At 71.7% G+C, this 16644-nt stretch carries 11 protein-coding genes; 7 read left to right on the plus strand and 4 right to left on the minus strand.

What is annotated here, in order from left to right; all coding sequences use genetic code 11:
* Positions 1–318 precede the first annotated feature (318 nt).
* The 4 genes from DSY14_RS05590 to DSY14_RS05605 all read left to right on the plus strand — a co-directional run bounded on the left by DSY14_RS05590 (position 319) and on the right by DSY14_RS05605 (position 8207).
* A complete protein-coding gene (locus DSY14_RS05590; RefSeq protein ID WP_211715373.1) occupies positions 319–2208 on the plus strand; it encodes a S9 family peptidase in 1890 nt (629 codons plus the stop codon).
* Between the two features lie 56 nt (positions 2209–2264).
* A complete protein-coding gene (locus tag DSY14_RS05595) occupies positions 2265–2981 on the plus strand; it encodes a DUF3159 domain-containing protein (RefSeq protein ID WP_211715374.1) in 717 nt (238 codons plus the stop codon).
* Between the two features lie 107 nt (positions 2982–3088).
* A complete protein-coding gene (locus tag DSY14_RS05600; RefSeq protein ID WP_211715375.1) occupies positions 3089–4429 on the plus strand; it encodes an MFS transporter in 1341 nt (446 codons plus the stop codon).
* A 343-nt stretch (positions 4430–4772) separates the two neighbouring features.
* On the plus strand, positions 4773–8207 hold the full coding sequence (locus DSY14_RS05605) for a phosphodiester glycosidase family protein (RefSeq protein ID WP_211715376.1): 3435 nt from the start codon (positions 4773–4775) through the stop codon (positions 8205–8207).
* Between the two features lie 7 nt (positions 8208–8214).
* On the opposite strand, the gene DSY14_RS05610 is transcribed toward DSY14_RS05605, so the two are convergent.
* Positions 8215–8844, minus strand: coding sequence for an XRE family transcriptional regulator (locus DSY14_RS05610; protein WP_211715377.1), 630 nt, complete (start codon positions 8842–8844; stop codon positions 8215–8217).
* 125 nt (positions 8845–8969) lie between these two features.
* On the opposite strand from DSY14_RS05610, the gene DSY14_RS05615 reads away from it, so the two are divergent.
* Positions 8970–10184: an MFS transporter gene (locus DSY14_RS05615; RefSeq protein ID WP_249187368.1), complete on the plus strand. Its 1215-nt coding sequence runs from the start codon at positions 8970–8972 to the stop codon at positions 10182–10184.
* A gap of 310 nt (positions 10185–10494) precedes the next feature.
* The gene (locus DSY14_RS05620) at positions 10495–12102 is read left to right on the plus strand and encodes an alpha/beta fold hydrolase (RefSeq protein WP_211715378.1); all 1608 of its coding nucleotides are present in this window, start codon (positions 10495–10497) and stop codon (positions 12100–12102) included.
* Between the two features lie 275 nt (positions 12103–12377).
* Here the strand turns inward: DSY14_RS05620 and DSY14_RS05625 are convergent, their stop codons facing one another.
* The 3 genes from DSY14_RS05625 to DSY14_RS05635 form a co-directional block, all read right to left on the minus strand.
* Entirely contained in the window at positions 12378–13691 is a 1314-nt protein-coding gene (locus DSY14_RS05625) for a DegT/DnrJ/EryC1/StrS family aminotransferase (protein WP_211715379.1), read from the minus strand.
* Positions 13692–13883: 192 nt separating this feature from the next.
* Complete coding sequence (locus DSY14_RS28635) at positions 13884–14936, minus strand: hypothetical protein (RefSeq protein ID WP_249187370.1); 1053 nt, start codon at positions 14934–14936, stop codon at positions 13884–13886.
* Between the two features lie 264 nt (positions 14937–15200).
* Positions 15201–15947 carry a hypothetical protein gene (locus DSY14_RS05635; RefSeq protein ID WP_211715380.1) on the minus strand — a complete coding sequence of 249 codons (747 nt, stop codon included), beginning with the start codon at positions 15945–15947 and terminating at the stop codon, positions 15201–15203.
* 186 nt (positions 15948–16133) lie between these two features.
* On the opposite strand from DSY14_RS05635, the gene DSY14_RS05640 reads away from it, so the two are divergent.
* Entirely contained in the window at positions 16134–16640 is a 507-nt protein-coding gene (locus tag DSY14_RS05640; RefSeq protein WP_211715381.1) for a flavoprotein, read from the plus strand.
* The last annotated feature ends 4 nt before the right edge of the window (positions 16641–16644 follow it).

Genomic DNA, 16644 nt, shown 5'->3' on the forward strand with positions numbered 1-16644 from the left:
TGTCCGCCCCCCGGAGCCGGTCGTCCGAGCCTCCCACCAGGGGCGGAGCCCGCCGTATGACACCACGTCATACACGCTCCACAGGAATGTCATGACGACGTGTTGACGCCGCGGCACTGCGCACCGAGCGCCCCGAACGCTTGAATCGAAGAGCAGGAGCACAGACCCGACACCGCCGGTGGAAGGTCCACCTCCCACCGGTCCGAGGTCGCCGTGGAACCGACCCGTGCGCCCCGGAACACGTGTTCGGGACCCGCACCGGCACGGTCCCCCGGAGGGCCGCTCGACCCCACGTTCGCAACCCAGGACAGGAACGACATGGCACTGCCCGCACCGCACACCATCGAGGACCTCTACGCGCCGGCCGAGCGCAGCCGCGCGACGATCTCTCCGGACGGCACGCGGATCGCTTTCCTCGCACTGTGGAAGAACCGGCTCAACGTCTGGGTCCAGGATCTGGACTCCGACGCCGAGGCCCGCCCCGTCACCGCCGACGAGACCCGTAGCGTGCAGAGCTACGAGTGGGCCGACGACTCGCGTCGACTGCTCTACGTCCAGGACGACGGCGGAGACGAGAACTGGCACCTGTACCGGGTCGACCTGGACGCCCCCGACGCCGCCGCGGTCGACCTCACCCCCTTCCCCGGTGCCCGTGTCCTCGGCTTCGAGCCGTCCCTGGGGCGGCCGGGCAGGGTGACCCTCGTGATCAACGCCCGCACCCCCACGGAGTTCGACACCTACGAGCTCGAGGTGGCCACGGGTGAGCTCACGATGCTGGCGGAGAGCCCCGGACCCGGCAGGACGCTGTTCCAGGCCGGCGACGGCGACTGGTACTCCTCCGAGCTCACCGCTGAGGGCGACCTGGCCTTCTTCCACCTGGACCGGGAGTCCGGCGAGCAGCGCCGGGTGATGGTGATGGACGGCCACGACTACCCGCTGGGCCCGTTCCCCCTCCAGATGACCCCCGAGGGCGACGGCATGTGGATCGGCTCCAACCGGGGCACCGACCGCACGCGCCTGGTCCACTTCGCACTGGCCACCGGCGAGGAGACCGAGGTCGACAGCCACCCGACCTTCGACCTCGACACCCGCGCGCTCGTCGACCCCTCCCTTCCCGCACCGCTCATCCGCGACCGTCGCGGCGCGCTGCTGGGCGTGCGCTACCTCGGTGAGCGCCAGGTCGTCCACGCCCTGGACCCGCACTTCGCGGAGGTCCTGGCGCACCTGGAGCAGGTGTCCGACGGGGACCTCGCGGGGGTCTCCTCCGACGACACCGGCCGACGGTGGGTCGTCTCCTTCACCCACGACCGCGACCCGGGGGTCACCTGGTTCTACGACCACGCCACCGGGGAGTCCCGGCTGCTGTTCCGGCCGTACCCGCACCTGGACCCGGACGCGTTGGCCCCGATACGCCCGATCACGATCACCGCGCGTGACGGTCTGCGGCTCCCGTCGTACCTGACGCTGCCCGTCGGGATCGATCCGACCGGCCTGCCGATGGTGGTCATGGTCCACGGCGGCCCCTGGTCGCGGGACGCCTGGGGCTTCAACCCCACGGTCCAGCTGTGGGCCAACCGCGGCTACGCGGTGCTCCAGGTCAACTTCCGCGGCTCGACCGGTTACGGCAAGGCCCACACCCAGGCCGCGATCGGTGAATTCGCCGGCAAGATGCACGACGACCTGATCGACGGGGTCGAGTGGGCGGTGGCCCAAGGGCACGCCGACCCGGACCGGGTGGCGATCTTCGGTGGCTCCTACGGCGGTTACGCGGCGCTGGTGGGCGCGGCCTTCACCCCGGACCGCTTCGCCGCCGCCGTCGACGCCGTCGGTATCTCGGACCTGGCCAACTTCCTGCGGACCCAGCACGAGTTCGTCCGCCCGGGGCTGGTCAACAACTTCTACCGCTACGTGGGCGACCCCGAGATCCCGGAGCAGGAGGCGGACATGCTCGCCCGCTCACCGATCACCCGGATCGACGACATCCGCACTCCGCTGTTCGTGGTCCAGGGTGCCAACGACCCCCGGGTCGTGCAGGCCGAGTCCGACAACATCGTCGCGTCCCTGCGCTCCCGCGGCGTCGACGTCGAGTACCTCGTCTTCGACGACGAGGGTCACGGCGTCGTCAACCCGGAGAACTTCATCACCCTGTTCGGCGCCGTCGACCGCTTCCTCGCCCAGCACCTGGGAGGACGCGAAGACCACTCCTGAACCTGACCGCACCGACCCGTTCGACACCTCGAACCCCCTGGGAGCACGTACCCGCCATGAACGATCACCACAGCCCCCGCCCCGACCGGACCGCGATCGACGACCTCGACGGGAACGACCGTCCCGACCGTTCCGAACAGCCCGTGGACCTGAAGCAGGAGGTGCTCAAGGGCATGGGCGGTCCGTCGGGGATGGTGTACTCCACCCTGCCGGTGGTGCTCTTCGCGATGGCCGTTCCCTTCCTCCCCCTGTCCATGGCGGTGGGTGTCGCGGTCGTGGTCGCCCTCGCGCTGGGCGTGTTCCGGTTGTGGCGCGGAGAGCGGCTCGCCACCGCGATGGGAGGGGTCATCGGCGTGGCGGCGGCCGGAGGGATCGCGGCCATGACCGGGTCGGCCAACGACTTCTTCCTCATCGGTATTTGGGTCTCCCTGGCGGGAGCCGTGGTCATGCTCGTCTCGCTCCTGGCGCGGCGACCGCTGACCGGCGTGATCTGGAACGCCGTGCACGGGGGTGCGCACCCCTGGCGTGAGGACCGGCCCTCGCTGTTCGTGCACGACCTCGCCACCTTCGCGGTGACGGCCGTGTTCGCCGCCCGGTTCGGTGTGCGGCAGTGGCTCTACCTCGCCGACTCCACGACCGGGCTCGCCATCGCCGACACCGTGACCGGCTTTCCGTTGACGGTGGTCGCCGCACTGGTGGTCATCTGGGCGTTCCGCCGCACCACCAAGCGGCTCGTCCGCCCCGCCGGCACCCCGGACGGTTCACGGAACTGACCACCGCTCGCGGCGACGGCCCCGCGGGGCGTGGCGCCGACCGACCCGATCGTGCGTGTCCACCGTCGTGGACACGCACGATCATCACCGACAGGAGGTGGGCCACGGTGCGCCGGAGCCCGACGATCTACTTCACCTCGTACGGCCTGTCCCTGCTGGGCGGCGGCGTTTCGAGCGTCGTGATGCCGCTGCTCGTGCTCGATCGGACCGGCGACGTGCTGGCGGCGGGACTCATGGCGACGGTGGGGACGGCCGTCGCCGCCGTGACGGGCTTCTTCTCGGGGCTGCTCGTCGACCGTGTCGACCGGCGCGTGGTGTCGGTGGCCTCCGACCTTCTGGCCGCGCTCTCCATGGTGGGGCTGGTGGTCGTCGAGGCCCTGTGGGGCCTGGACCTGGCCTGGTTCCTGGCACTGGCCGTCGTCGGGGCGATGATCCGGGTTCCCGGGATGACCGCTCGGGAGACCCTGCTCCCCGCCCTCGCCCGGCTCGGCCCCACGGGGGCGGGGGACGGTGCGCGCCCGGCCCGACTGGATCGGCTCGTCGCCGTCCGCGAGACCGTGGGCAACGTACTCCTGTTGGCCGGGCCCGGACTGGGTGGGTTGCTGGTCGCCGTGGTCGGACCGTCCCCGACGGTCCTGTTGGCGACCGCCGCCACCGGCCTGCTCGCCGCCCTGTCCACGCTCGTCCTCGACCCGAGGGTCGGCCGGGTCCCGCACCGCGCCCCCGTTCCGTCCGGGGCGACCGGCGGTGCGCTGCGCCGGGCCGCCGCCGACCTGGCCGACGGGTGGCGGTTCCTCGCACGCAGTCGACTCGTCCTCGGCGCCACCCTGATCAGCGGGGTGTTCATCGCGGTCCTCAGCGTTCTCCAGACCACGCTCATGCCCGCCTACTTCACCGCCGAGGACCTCCCCGGACTGACCGGACTGACGCTGAGCGCGATCGCCGCCGGCAGTATCGCCGGCTCGGCGCTCTACGCCGTCTGCGCGGACCGGGTCCGCAGACGGGTCTGGTTCGTCATCGGGATGGTCGGTGCACTCGTCGGCTTCGGCCTGGTCGGCAGCATGGTCGCACCGTGGCTGGTGCTGGGCGCCGCCGGTCTGGCCGGGTTCCTCTACGCTCCGGCGGCGGCCGTGCTCGGTGTCCTGACGATCGAGGCCACGCCGGACGCCATGCGCGGTCGGGTCCTCGGCGCGCAGAACACCGTGATGCTCTCCGCCCCGGCCCTCACCAGTGCCCCGCTCGCGGCGCTCGCCGCCGTGGCCGGGCTTCACGTGGCCGGAGTCGTGATCGCCGTCCTGGTGGGGGCGACGGCGCTGGCGGCTCTCGCCGCTCCGGTGTTCCGCACGATCGACGAACCGGGACTCGAGGAACGCGACGACCACGCCCTGGAGGGAGCGGCCGGTGCCGTGTCCGGACCGCCATCGGCGGGGGACGACGCCGACGTGTGAGGGGCCCGCCCCACCCGAGGCGGTGCGTACCGATGTGCCTCATGGGGCCGGTGCGCAGGCGGGGGGAGGGGCGGCCCGTCAACGGTGGTCGCCACCCGCCGGGGGACTCCGTATGACGAATGGGCTGTCGTCGGATGAAATCTGGAAAGGCGGGGCCCGGTCGGGCCCCGCCTCCACGCCGTGGGTGACCGGCCGTCGGCGCAGGTCGCCGTCGCGCGGGGCGATCCGGGGTCCAGGATCCCCCCGGAATCGGCGCGCGTTCACTTCCTACACAATCGATCGGCTGAGTGGTAGGAAGTTCACGCATAGGGTTCCCCCGCTGTCCCCCACCCGGAGGCTTCCCATGAACCGTCGGTGGTCCATCCGCTCACACACGTTCTCCGCCGTGGCCGCGGCCTGCGCCACGGTCCTCATCCTCACTCTCGCTCCGGCCGCGGGCGCGAGCACGACGCACGACGACCCGCGTCTGCGCACCGGGTTCAGCGAGACCGTCGAGATCCCCCCGGACGGTGCGGTTCCCCAGGCCACGGAGCCCGAGCCGCGACTGGAGACGTTCGACACCGAACGCCCGGTGGCGCCCGGGGTCACGCTGACCTCGTTCGAGGCCTACGGGCCGGACGCCTACACCGGGACGCCCACCTGGCTCCAGGCCGACCTGTTGACCACCGACCTCACCGGAGGCGTCGAGGTCGACTACCTGTTCCCCGGACGCGTCTCCGAACGGGAACCGTTGAGCGTCCAAGCGGACCGGGCCGAGGCGGTCGCCGCGGTGAACGGCGACTTCTTCGACATCAACGCCTCCGGAGCGCCCCAGGGCGTGGCCGTGCGGAACGGTGAGGTGATCCAGTCCCCGATCGCCGGCGACCACCGTGCGTCCGCCGCGATCTTCACCCCGGACGGACTCGGTTCGATCGGCGAAGTGTTCTTCGAGGGGACCATCACGCTGCCGACCGGAGAGACGCCCGCACTGGACGCGATCAACAAACCGGCACTGGGCGTCGACGAGATCGCCGCGTTCACCCCGCTGTGGGGGTCGTACTGCCGGTGCCGGGCGGTCGAGGACGCGGCCGAGACCCAGGAGGTCGTCGTCACCGACGGTGTGGTCACCGAGATCGTGGAGGAGGCGCGCGAGGGCGAGATCGCCGACGACGCCTTCGTCCTGGTCGGCCGCGAGGACGGCGCAGCGACCCTGTCCGAGCTGGCCGTGGGCGATGCGGTCGGTATCGAGTACGACGCACGGGCCGCCGAGGACCAGGAGATCCACGCCGCGCTCAACGGCCGTCAGTTGCTCGTCGTCGACGGCGAGGTCCGGCGGGCCGCGGAGAGCCACAACACTCCGGGCGCCCCACGGACGGCCATCGGGTTCTCCGCCGACGGTGCGCGCATGTACCTGCTCAGCGTGGACGGTCGCCAACCGTCCTTCGCCGAGGGCGTCGGCCTCGACGAGTTGGGCGCGATGATGGTCGAGGCCGGTGCGCACACCGCGCTCAACCTCGACGGCGGCGGTTCGACCACCATGGTGGCGCGGACCCCCGGCGCGGATCGGGTGCGGGTCGAGAACCGTCCCTCGGACGGAGAGGAGCGCACCGTGCCCAACGGGCTCGGTCTGTTCGCTCCGGAGGGCAGTGGTCGGCTCGACGGCTTCTGGGTCGAGACCCTGCTCGCCGCCGAACGCGTCGACGGCCCCGCCTACGTCCCGCCCGCGCGTCCCGACCGGGTGTTCCCCGGCCTGACGCGGACGCTCACCGCGGCCGGCCACGACGAGACCTACGCACCGGTCGAGGCCGACCCGCACTGGCGTTCCGACGACCAACGGGTCGGGACCATGGACCGCGAAGGCGTCTTCACCGCCCATGCGACCGGGACCGCCACCGTCACCGCCGGTCGGCGGAGCGCCACGGGCGACACCGCGTTGACCGTGTTGGGCGAGCTCACCCGGATCGAGACCACACCCGAACGGGTGGGTCTGGCCGACTCCGAGGCGTCCACCGTGATCGAGGTGGTCGGTCACGACGCCCACGGGTTCGCCGCACCGGTCGAGGCGGCCGACGTCGAACTGACCATCGACGAGACCGTCGCCCGGGCCGAGGTGACCGAGGACGGACGGTTCGAGATCCGGGCCACCACGGACAGCGGCGCCACGCTCGCCACCCTGCGCGTCGCCGACGTCGAGACGACCCTCGCGGTCACCGTGGGGCTGGAGGAGCTCGTCGTCGCCGACTTCGAGGACGCGGCCGACTGGACCTACTTCGGTGAGCGCGCCGACGGGGACGTCGCGGTGACCGAGGGCCGGGACGGCGACGCCGTGAGGTTGACCTACGACTTCACCGCCTCGACCGGGACCCGCACCGGCGGTGCGCTGCCCCCCGGTGGGGAACGGGAGATCCCCGGCCAACCGCAGGAACTGCGCGCCCGGGTGCACTCCGAGGGCAACGGGGAGTGGGCCAGTCTGCAGGTCTGGGACGGCGCCGGACAGTTGCTGCCCGCGCTGCGCGCCGGACACCTCGACGAACCGGGGTGGCGGGAGCTGGTCTTCGACGTACCGCCGGGCACGCGGTATCCGCTGTCGCTGCGCCGTGTCTACTTCGCCGAGACCGAACCGGACGCGAGCTACCACGGTGAGGTGATCGTCGACGAACTGACCGCGATGGTGCCGCCCCCGGTGGACGTGCCCCCCGCGCGGCCGGTCGTCGATCCGGTGGTGGCCTCCGGCGCCTCCGTGGCCGGCCGGGACTGGCGGTTCGCCGTGGTGTCCGACGCGCAGTTCGTCGCCCGCGACCCCGACAGCGAGATCGTCGCCTACACCCGCCGCGCGCTCCGCGAGATCCGGGCCGGCGACGCCGAGTTCCTCATCATCAACGGCGACTTCGTCGACGAGGCGGAGCCGGAGGACTTCGCGCTGGCCCGACGGATCCTCGACGAGGAGCTGGAGGGGGAGCTGCCCTACTACTACGTCCCCGGCAACCACGAGGTGTCCGAGGGCACGTTGGCGCACTTCCGCGAGGCGTTCGGGGACACACAGCGGGTGGTCGACCACCACGGCACCCGGTTCATCCTGCTCGACACGGCACGGTTCTCCTACAAGGCGGGCGACTGGTCGCAGCTGCCGTTGCTGCGCGAGGAGCTCGACCGCGCGGCCGAGGACCCCACCGTGACCTCGGTCGTGGTGGCCCAACACGTGCCCTTCCGCGATCCGCTGCCCTCCAAGGCGAGCGAACTGTCCGACCGCAAGGAGGCGGCCACCGTCGAGGGTTGGCTGGCCGACTTCCAGACCGGGTCGGGGAAGGGGGCGGCGTTCATCGGCGCGCACGTGGGCGTGTTCCACGCCGACCGCGTGGACGGCGTGCCCTACGTCATCAATGGCAACGTCGGCAAGAACCCCTCGGCCGGGCCGACGGACGGGGGCTTCACCGGCTGGTCGTTGTGGGGCGTGGACACCGACGGCGCGCCCGAGGACTGGGTGTCCACCGAGCTACGGCCCCACGTGGACGGGCTGGAGGTGGACGCGCCCACCTCCGTCGAGGTCGGCGCGCAGGTGGACGTCACCGCGACGGTGGACAACGACGGCGTCGCCGTGCCGGTGGCCTACCCGGTGAGCGCGGACTGGTCCGGCTCCGACGACGTTCACATCGGACCGGCCGAGGAGGCCGAGGCCGACCACGTCGCCGCGTTCGACCCGACCTCGGGCCGCTTCAGTGCGCTGGGGGAGGGGACCGTCGACCTCGGTGTCACCGTGAACGGCGTCACCGAACAGGTCACCATCACGCTGACGTCCTGACGCCGGATCACCGGGGTCCACGGCCGTGCCCGTGGGCCCCGCCGGGGTCCCGGCCCGGAGACGGGGTCGGTGTCGGGTGCGCGGTGCGGGGCATCGTCACCACCCACAGGAAGTCGGCGACATCGGTGCCCGCCTCGAACGTGTGGTCCACGGTGGTCTCGATCCGCGTCGACCCTCCGGCCTCGACGTCCAGATCGCAGGAGTCCGAGCGCACGCGGAGCCGGCCCCGCAGGACGTGCGCCATCGAGTCGGGCGCGCCCACGATGGGGGAGGCGTGGTACCGGTCGCCCTCGACCAGGCGCCACTTCCACATCTCGACGAACACCTGGTCCGTCTCGACCGCCTGGAGGAGACAGGCCCAACTGCCGTTGGGGGTCGACCACACCTCGACCCCCTCGGGTGAGGGCTGCTCCAGCACACCGACGAGCGCGGGGAACGTCGTCCCCAGCGCCGACGCGATCCGGTCGACCGTCGCCAGGCTGGGATTGGCCTGCCCCAGTTCGATCTGGGTGAGCATCCGTCGGCTCACGCCGCTCAGCTCGGCGAGCCGCACCACGCTCCAGCCCCGGCCCTGGCGCACCGAACGGATGCGCTCGCCCACGAGAACGACGACCTCGGGTCGAATCTGCTCGGCCATGCGCTCCTCAACCGATACCGGTGCCTCGGGTGACGTCGAAATGAGCACTATAATGCTCACGACCCCTGGTTCGGCCGCCGGGTCGACCGGCCCGCCGTCCCCGTACGTGAAGGTGAGAGGCGCGCATGACCCGGACCGAAGCGATCCCCCCGTCGCCGAAGACGGGTACACCGCAGCCCAGGACCGGCATCCTACGATGGCAGGCCGCCTACGGCACCCTCGGCGTGCCCCAGGCCGCCGCACCCATCGCCTTCGGGCTGATCGCCCTCCCCCTCACCGGCTCGGTCGAGTCCGGCGCCGCCATGGTCTTCGCCATGACCACGGCACAGGTGCTCGGCGCCGTCCCCGTCTCGCGCCTGGGCCGTCGGTTCAACGGCGTGCACTACCTGCGGGCCCTCATCGCCGTGCGCACGATCGCCCTCGCCGCGGTCACCGTGCTGGCGGCCGTGGGCGCTCCGTTCGGGTTCCTCATCGCCGCGGTCGTCGCCGCGGGCGCCGTCAACGGGGCCGCCTACGGTTACCAGCGGCTCCTGCTCAACCACCTGGTCACCCCGGAGCGGTTGCCCCGGGCACTGGGCGTCGCCGCGACACTGAACGAGATCAACTTCGCGCTGTCCCCCGTGCTCGCGTCCCTGCTCGGCGCGGTCTCCCCGGTCGGGGCGATGGCCGCCATCACCGTGCTCGGGGTGGGGCCCATGCTCCTGATGCCCCGGATACCGGAGGCCCGAGGAACCAAGGACGGCGCCGCCGCCGGCACGGGCGGGAAGGTCTCCGCCGAGGTGCTCCTCTGGCTGTTCTGCGCGGCGGCCGGCGGTGGTGCGGTCGCCGCCGTCGAGGTCGGCGCCGTATCCTTCGCCCTCGCCTTCGGGCTGGAACCGGGCTGGGCGTTCCTGTTCGCGTCCGTCCTGTGCGTCGGTTCCGTCCTCGGCGGTGTCTGGGTCAGCCTGCGCAACCGCATGCCGGAACGGTGGAAGGTCGCCTCCTTCCTCGTGGTGAGCACCGCGGCGTCCGGGGTGATCCTCGCGGGCGGGCACATCGCCCTGACCCTCGCCGGCGCGGCGGTCCTGGGCTTCTTCCTGCCGTTCCTGGGCACGTTCTACTCGCTGGTCCTCGACGAACTCGCACCACCCGAACGCCGGGCGGAGATGTTCGCCTTCCTCCGCACCGCGAGTTCGCTCGGTGTCATCGCCATCAGCGGGCTGCTCGCCCTCCAGGGGCTCCAGGCCGCGCTCATCGGCAGCACGGCGCTCCTGCTGCTCGCGTCGTGCCTCGCCGCGCTCCGCCCCCTCCTCGCCCGCCGTGGTCACCGAACCTCGTCGCGGGACCGAAAGGACGGCTGACCCGGGGGAGCCGTACCGGGTACCCACGCCCGCCGCGTGTGCCGAGCTCCGGCCTCCGCGCGACGCTCTCCTCCCGCGCGTGAACGCGCCGGGCCTCGCTGAACGTCGATACCGCCCACCGACTTTCGTCGATGACACACCACTCCGGACCGCCGAGAGGACCGACCATCGCCACACCCGGAATCGTCATACGGGTGGATCCGTCACGGGGGTCGCGCTCACTAGATTGCTTCCCACACCCCACCGAGAACCCGCCCCCGACCACCGCGACACGAGGTCGGTGGGCCCCCGACCAGACAAGGACTGTGCAGTGGGTAAAGCAGCCCCATGGACGGGCGCGGGAGCCGTCGCCGTCACGACCGGCCTCGCGCTCTCCCTCACCGGTGCCCTCCCGGCCGCCTCCGACGACCAACGGCAGCCCACCGACGACCGGGCACTGGCCGCCTTCCACGACCAGGACGTGGACTGGGCCGCCTGCGAGGACTTCTACCTCGAAGGCCTCGACTGCGCGACGGTCGAGGTTCCGCTCGACTACGGCGACCCCGAGGGCGAACGGATCCACGTGGGGGTGAGCCGCAAGCCCGCCGAGGTCGACGCGGAGGACCACCAGGGCGTCCTGTTCACCAACCCCGGCGGCCCCGGCGCCACCGCACGCCTGCACGCCGACCAGATCGGCTCCACCGAGGCGGGTCGGGCCTACGACGTCATCGGCATGGACCCGCGCGGACTGGGCGCCTCCACCCGGCTCGAATGCGAACAGGACCCGCCCCTCCTGGGCACGCATCCCACCGACGAGGAGATCGAGCAGATCTTCGACCTGCAGCGGGAGTACGCCGAAGGATGCGACGAGGTCGACGGTGACCTACGGCCGCACATCACCACCGCCAACACCGCCCGCGACATGGACGTCGTCCGCGCGGTCCTGGGCGAGGAGCGGATCGACTACATCGGCGCCTCCTACGGGACCTACCTGGGCGCGGTCTACGGCACGCTCTTCCCCGAGCACCTCGACCGTGCCGTGCTCGACTCGGCCGTCGACCCGGACGGGGTCTGGCGGGAGAACTTCCTGATCCAGGCGTCGGCCCACAGCGACAACGTCGAGCGCTACACGGACTGGCTGTCCGAGCGTGACGAGGTGTACGGGCTCGGAACCACGCACGACGAGATCGTCGCCACGTTCGAGGAGACCGCGGAGCTGCTGAGCGAGGAGTCCCGTGAGGGCCAGGGCGGGATCGTCTACGACGAGGGCTACTTCCGGAACCTGGTGACCATGTCCGCGGCGGACCAGGGAGCGTGGGACGAGTCGGCCCTGCTGTTCCAGGCCCTGTTCGAGGGGGCGCCCCTGCCGGAGGACGCGGAGGAGCCCGAGAACCCCGACGCGCCGGACGTTCCGGACCTGCCGCAGCCGCCGGAGGACCCGGAGGAGGCCCAGGAACAGCTGGAGCGTCTGAACGGTCCGCCCCACCTGACCCCGGCGCTCATCTGCGAGGCCGAGTGGCCCACGGACCCGGAGCAGTACCGGTCCGACATGCGTGAACTCCGGGACGCCCACACCTTCGGTGCCGGCGCGTCGCAGGCCGGACCTCCCACCTGCCTGTACTCCGAGCGACAGCCCACCGAGCCCGTGGCCGACCTGACCCGCGAGTGGGACACCCCGGCGCTCGTCATCGCCGGTGAGTTCGACCCCAGGACCCCCCACGCCGGTGGGGTCGCCATGGCCGAGCGGCTCGACAGCCCGTTGGTGACCGTCGTCGACGACGGTGGCCACGTCTTCTACAGCCCCGGCGGCTCGGGCAGTGACGGGGAGGCCAGGTACCCGTGCGTGGCCGATGCGGTGGAGTCCTACCTCCTCGACGGCCAGGACCCGCAGGACACCGACTGCCACGACCGTCCCCGACCCGACGACGACACCCTCTGACCCGCGGGCCGGGCGGGACACACCCGCCCGGCGCGAGGAACGCGACCACCTCGCCACGGAACGGATCGTGCACTGGACGGGCCCGGCCCCGAGACCGCCACCTCGGGGCCGGGCCCGTCCCTGTGCGATCCACCGGGGCCGCACCACCACGGGCGCGCACCGGGCACCCGACCGAGCACCCGGTGTCATCGCTCGAACGGCACACCCTGGGCACCGCGACGCCGGCACGGTGAGGCCGGCCCGCGGGTCTTGGGGCTGCGCGCTCCGTCCGGCGATCAACCGGGTGCGTACCGAGGCCGCGCCATCCTGTCCCCGATGCCGCGCAGGGCGTCCTTGTGCGCCCGCACCCGCTGGAGAACGTCGTGCAGCCGCTCGGGGAAGCGCGGGTCGCGCAACCACTTCGCGTGGACGAACACGGCGCGCTCGAACACCCGCGCGGAACCCTCGTAGGTCAGACCGGTGTCCTTGGCCACGTGTGTCCACCCAGGGTCGCCGTGGGTGGGACGGAAGCCGGGTTCGGCGTGGATCCCCTCCGCCCACAGCACGACACGGAGGTCCTCCGGGGACAGGCCGAGCTCCTCTTCGAGAGCGTCCAGGCACATCAGATACAGCGCGAAGAACGGCGGGTACTCGGCGTCCATCGGCGGGTTCCAGAGCACCGGTGTGGGGAAGACGCTCCGGTCGCGGAGCAGCTCCCCGACGAGGCGTCGGTTCTCCCGCATCTGCAACCGCTCATGCAGGGCCCGCAGCCACTGGACGAGCATCAGGGCGGCCGGGTGCTCGCCCAGGCGCTGGTTACCGGCCGGGATCACGGGATGGTCGGCGTAGGGGATCGGGTCGAGACGCCCGGCCCCGTGGCCGGTGTCGGTGTCGGCGCGGATCCACCAGGCGAGGTCCGGGTCGCTGCTCAGCGTCAGGCCGGCCTCACCGGCGGGGGTCGCCTTGCCCTCGCCCTGGCCGGAGATCGACGCGGTCACCGCCCTGCGCCCGTCGTACCGTGCCGCCCCACCGTGCGCGTCGTCGTGATGGCCGGCCACGTCATGGCGTGCGGCCAGTTCCGCGATGCGCCCGACCTCGCCGAAGTTGCCGTACATCGTCGCCGACACCACCCCCAGCACCCGATCCGCGTGCCGGGACAGGTAATCCTCGACGGCCGCCTCGTCCATCGTCGCGTCCGCCTTCGCGTCGATGGGGATCAACGTGGGCGTGCGACCCAGGTGAGGGGCGAGACCGACCAGCACGCCGTGGTGGGCGGAGGCGTGGGTCAGATCGGGGACGAGCACCCGGTCGCGCCCGCGTGCCCACTCCGTGCCCCGTGCGATCAGCTGTGCCCGCAGTCCGCTCGCGATCGCCAGGGTGCCGTTCGGCTGGCCCACGCCGTAGCGGTACCCGGTCGTGTCGGCGACGACCTGTTCGAGGACGGCACGCCACTTCGCCGGCTTGTGGCTGAACCCGTACCAGCGCGATTGTTCGGTGATCTCGGTCAGAATCGCCGATTCCACCAGGCCCACCGGGGGCCACACGGGTGCGTCACCCGGTGCCACGACGGGTGGACCACCGAGCGCGGCGGGCAGCTGCGTGCTGTTCATCGACCATCACTTCCTTGTCGTCGGCTTGCCTTCGTGATGTGGCTCCGACTCACCGTGTCTCGGTGAGCATCGGCCCCTCCGCGCCCCGTATTCGCGCTTCCTTCGCGGGGCGCGGAGGAGGTTCCCTCGGTGTCGGACCGCGCCCGTCGTGATCACGGACGGGCCGGGCGTGTCCGTCCAGGAGGCCGTGGGTCAGGACGAGCCCCTCCCGTTCCGCGCCGTCGCGCACAGACCCAGCGCCGACGACACGACCACCAGCGTGAAGGTCAGGGGGAGTGGCACCAGCTCCGCGACAAGCCCGATGAGAGGAGGTCCGGCCAGATAGGCCGTATAACCGGCGACACTCACCTTCGCCGCCATGGAGGCGGCGTGAGCAGGATCGACGCGACTCGCACGCGAGATCGCCACGGGGAACAGAGGGCCGATGAGAACCCCGAGGACGACCAGGGACAGACCCATCGCGGTCGGGGTGTGGAGCATCGTTCCGGTCAGGATCACCACGGGCAGGAGGACACCCGCCGCCGTGATGACGCCCCTCTCGGTGAAACGCAGGAGCAGCGCGTCACCGCACGCCCGGGACAGGAACATGGCGAGACCGAAGAGGGTCAGGGCCAGCGCGCCCTGAGAGGGGTCGGCCCCGAGGTCGCGCGTGATCAACAGCGCCGACCAGGCCGTCACCAGGCCCTCGACCAGGAGACAGGAGACGGCCAGAACGGCCACCGACACCGGTAGACGTCGCCTCGCCCGTTTCTCCTTGTTCCCGCGGGGTCGGTTCGCGCCGGGGGCGGACCGGAGAGGGGCGGGCGCGGCCCCCAGGACCAGGACGACGAGCAGCGCCGAGGTGACCATGAAGTGCGCGGAGACCGAGGCTCCCAGGTGCGTGGCGACGGTACCTCCCCCGACGCCGGCGAGGACACCGAGGCTGTAGCCGCCGTGCAGGCCCGAGAGCACCGGTCGCCCCGCAGCCGCCTGCCGAGAGAACCCGGCCGTGTTCATCGCCACGCCGAGCGCCCCGCCGGTGACCCCGAGCACGAAGAGAACGGCCGTCAGTTGCGCGATGTCCCCCGTCACCGGGATGAGCGGCAGGGCGGCGCCGAACCCGAGCGCGGAGATCACGCAGACGTGCGTGTCCCGGACGTGCCGAAGAACCCTCGCGGTCAGAAGAAGTGCCGGAACGGAGCCGCCCGCGATGCCCAGAAGCGCGAGTCCGAGAGCGGCGTCGGTCAGCCCGAGGGCATCCTTCACCTCGGGTACGCGAGGTGCCCAGCTCGAAAGAAGCGCACCGTTCACGAAGAAGATCAGCCACAGTCCGGCGCGCGCCGAGAAAAGCCGACGGTCAGGCATGGGCCCCTCAGGCCGCCCTACCGTGTGCAGTCCGCGCTCGCCCCGGACGGGTGAGGAATCGCGCTGGATCCTGGTCCAGTATGGGGGACCGGCCACGAGCCTCACAAGGCCCCCGTCGCGCTCGGTGACAGGGGCGCATGCGAGCAGCGATGTCCGCCGGTGCCGCTATCCCCGGCGCGGGACCCAGCCCGCTGGGCGACCCCGACCGGCGGGCCTGGTCCTGGCCTCGCAGCCCTTGATCAGACCGGTCTCCCGGGCCACCGCCAAGGCCGCGGGCACGTCGAACTCGTCCTCCCCACGGTGCACGTACTGCGAGTCCTGACGCGAGGCGAAGCCCAGGGCCGCGTCCAGGACCTGCCGCCACTCCTCCTCGGTGCCGGTGCCCCGCTCGGCCAGCTCCAGTACGTGGAGGACGAGGGGCGACCCTTCCTCCCACGCGGGCGAGCCGGACCGTACCTCGAGAAAGCCCAGCACGCCCTCGGCCGCTCTCTCCGCCGTGGACAGGTGCGTCAGCAGTAGGTCCAGACCGTCGTTGTCGATGATGTCGGGGTAGTCGATGCGGTCCCAGGCCGAACCGTCCCACCAGTACGCGAACCCTTGTTCACGCTGCTGCTCCAACGTGGTGAACCAGGTCCACGGCAGCCAGTCCGGGCCCGAGTAGGGGTCGTAGCCCTCGATGTCGACGTGTTCGTCGCACTCGTGGTCGGCGCCGACGAGGACCCCGCGCCCGCCTTCGACGCGCGTGAGTCGCCACTCGTTGCCGCCCGCGTCGTCGTGGTGCACGACCGTGTCGGCGTAGTCGTGGTGGTTCTTGCTACCGCCCGCCTCCAAAGAGGCCAGCGCGGCGGCGCGGGCCCAGAGGACATCGAACGGAGGAAGGTCGTCGGGTCGTCCAGGGGTGTGGAACCGCATGGCGGGGTCCTTCACACGGAGGAGAGTCTGTCGCGCCGGCAACCTACACCGCCACGGTGACAGGCGGAACGCTTCCGTGCACGCCCGGTCCACGTGCTTCGGCGTCGCCCTCCACCACACGGCCGCGCCCCGGAATCGAGGGTCGCGGGCCGGTTCGGCCCAGGAGCGCGCCTCTAGACTCAGGCCATGCCGCGAACCCTGTATCTGGTCCTGTCCGGAGCCACCGCGTCGGAAGGTGCGGGCGAGCTCGTCCGGGCCCTGCACGGACACGACTGGCGTGTGACGGTGCTGTGCACCCCCACGGGTACCGACTTCCATGACCAGGACCGGCTCGCGGAGTTGACGGGTGAACCGGTCCGCGTCACCTTCCGCAAACCCGGCCAGGGCAGGTCACTCCCGCCCCCCGACGTGGTGGTGGCGTGTCCGCTGACCTTCAACTCGACCAACAAGTTCGCCCAGGGATTGGCGGACAACTTCGCGATCGCCCTGCTGTGCGAGATGGTCGGCTTCGGGGTACCCACCGTGGTGGTGCCGTACTGCAAACCCCAGCTCGCGACCCACCCGGCCTTCGTCCGCTCCTTGGAGACCCTGCGCGCGATGGAGCCGGTCACCGTCCTGCACGACCCCGGTGCCCCCGACGGCGGCCACCTGCCTCCGTGGCAGCAGGTCGTCGACACCGTCAACCGCCTCTGACCGT

Source organism: Nocardiopsis sp. MG754419, from assembly GCF_018207095.1.
Taxonomy (GTDB): Bacteria; Actinomycetota; Actinomycetes; order Streptosporangiales; family Streptosporangiaceae; genus Nocardiopsis.

What these genes read in the sequence shown, in the direction of transcription:
- DSY14_RS05625 (WP_211715379.1), bottom strand. Translation starts at nt 13,691, where the DNA reads ATGAACAGCACGCAGCTGCCCGCCGCGCTCGGTGGTCCACCCGTCGTG.
- DSY14_RS05615 (WP_249187368.1), top strand. Translation starts at nt 8,970, where the DNA reads ATGACCCGGACCGAAGCGATCCCCCCGTCGCCGAAGACGGGTACACCG.
- DSY14_RS05605 (WP_211715376.1), top strand. Translation starts at nt 4,773, where the DNA reads ATGAACCGTCGGTGGTCCATCCGCTCACACACGTTCTCCGCCGTGGCC.
- DSY14_RS05635 (WP_211715380.1), bottom strand. Translation starts at nt 15,947, where the DNA reads ATGCGGTTCCACACCCCTGGACGACCCGACGACCTTCCTCCGTTCGAT.
- DSY14_RS05640 (WP_211715381.1), top strand. Translation starts at nt 16,134, where the DNA reads ATGCCGCGAACCCTGTATCTGGTCCTGTCCGGAGCCACCGCGTCGGAA.
- DSY14_RS05610 (WP_211715377.1), bottom strand. Translation starts at nt 8,844, where the DNA reads ATGGCCGAGCAGATTCGACCCGAGGTCGTCGTTCTCGTGGGCGAGCGC.
- DSY14_RS05590 (WP_211715373.1), top strand. Translation starts at nt 319, where the DNA reads ATGGCACTGCCCGCACCGCACACCATCGAGGACCTCTACGCGCCGGCC.
- DSY14_RS05595 (WP_211715374.1), top strand. Translation starts at nt 2,265, where the DNA reads ATGAACGATCACCACAGCCCCCGCCCCGACCGGACCGCGATCGACGAC.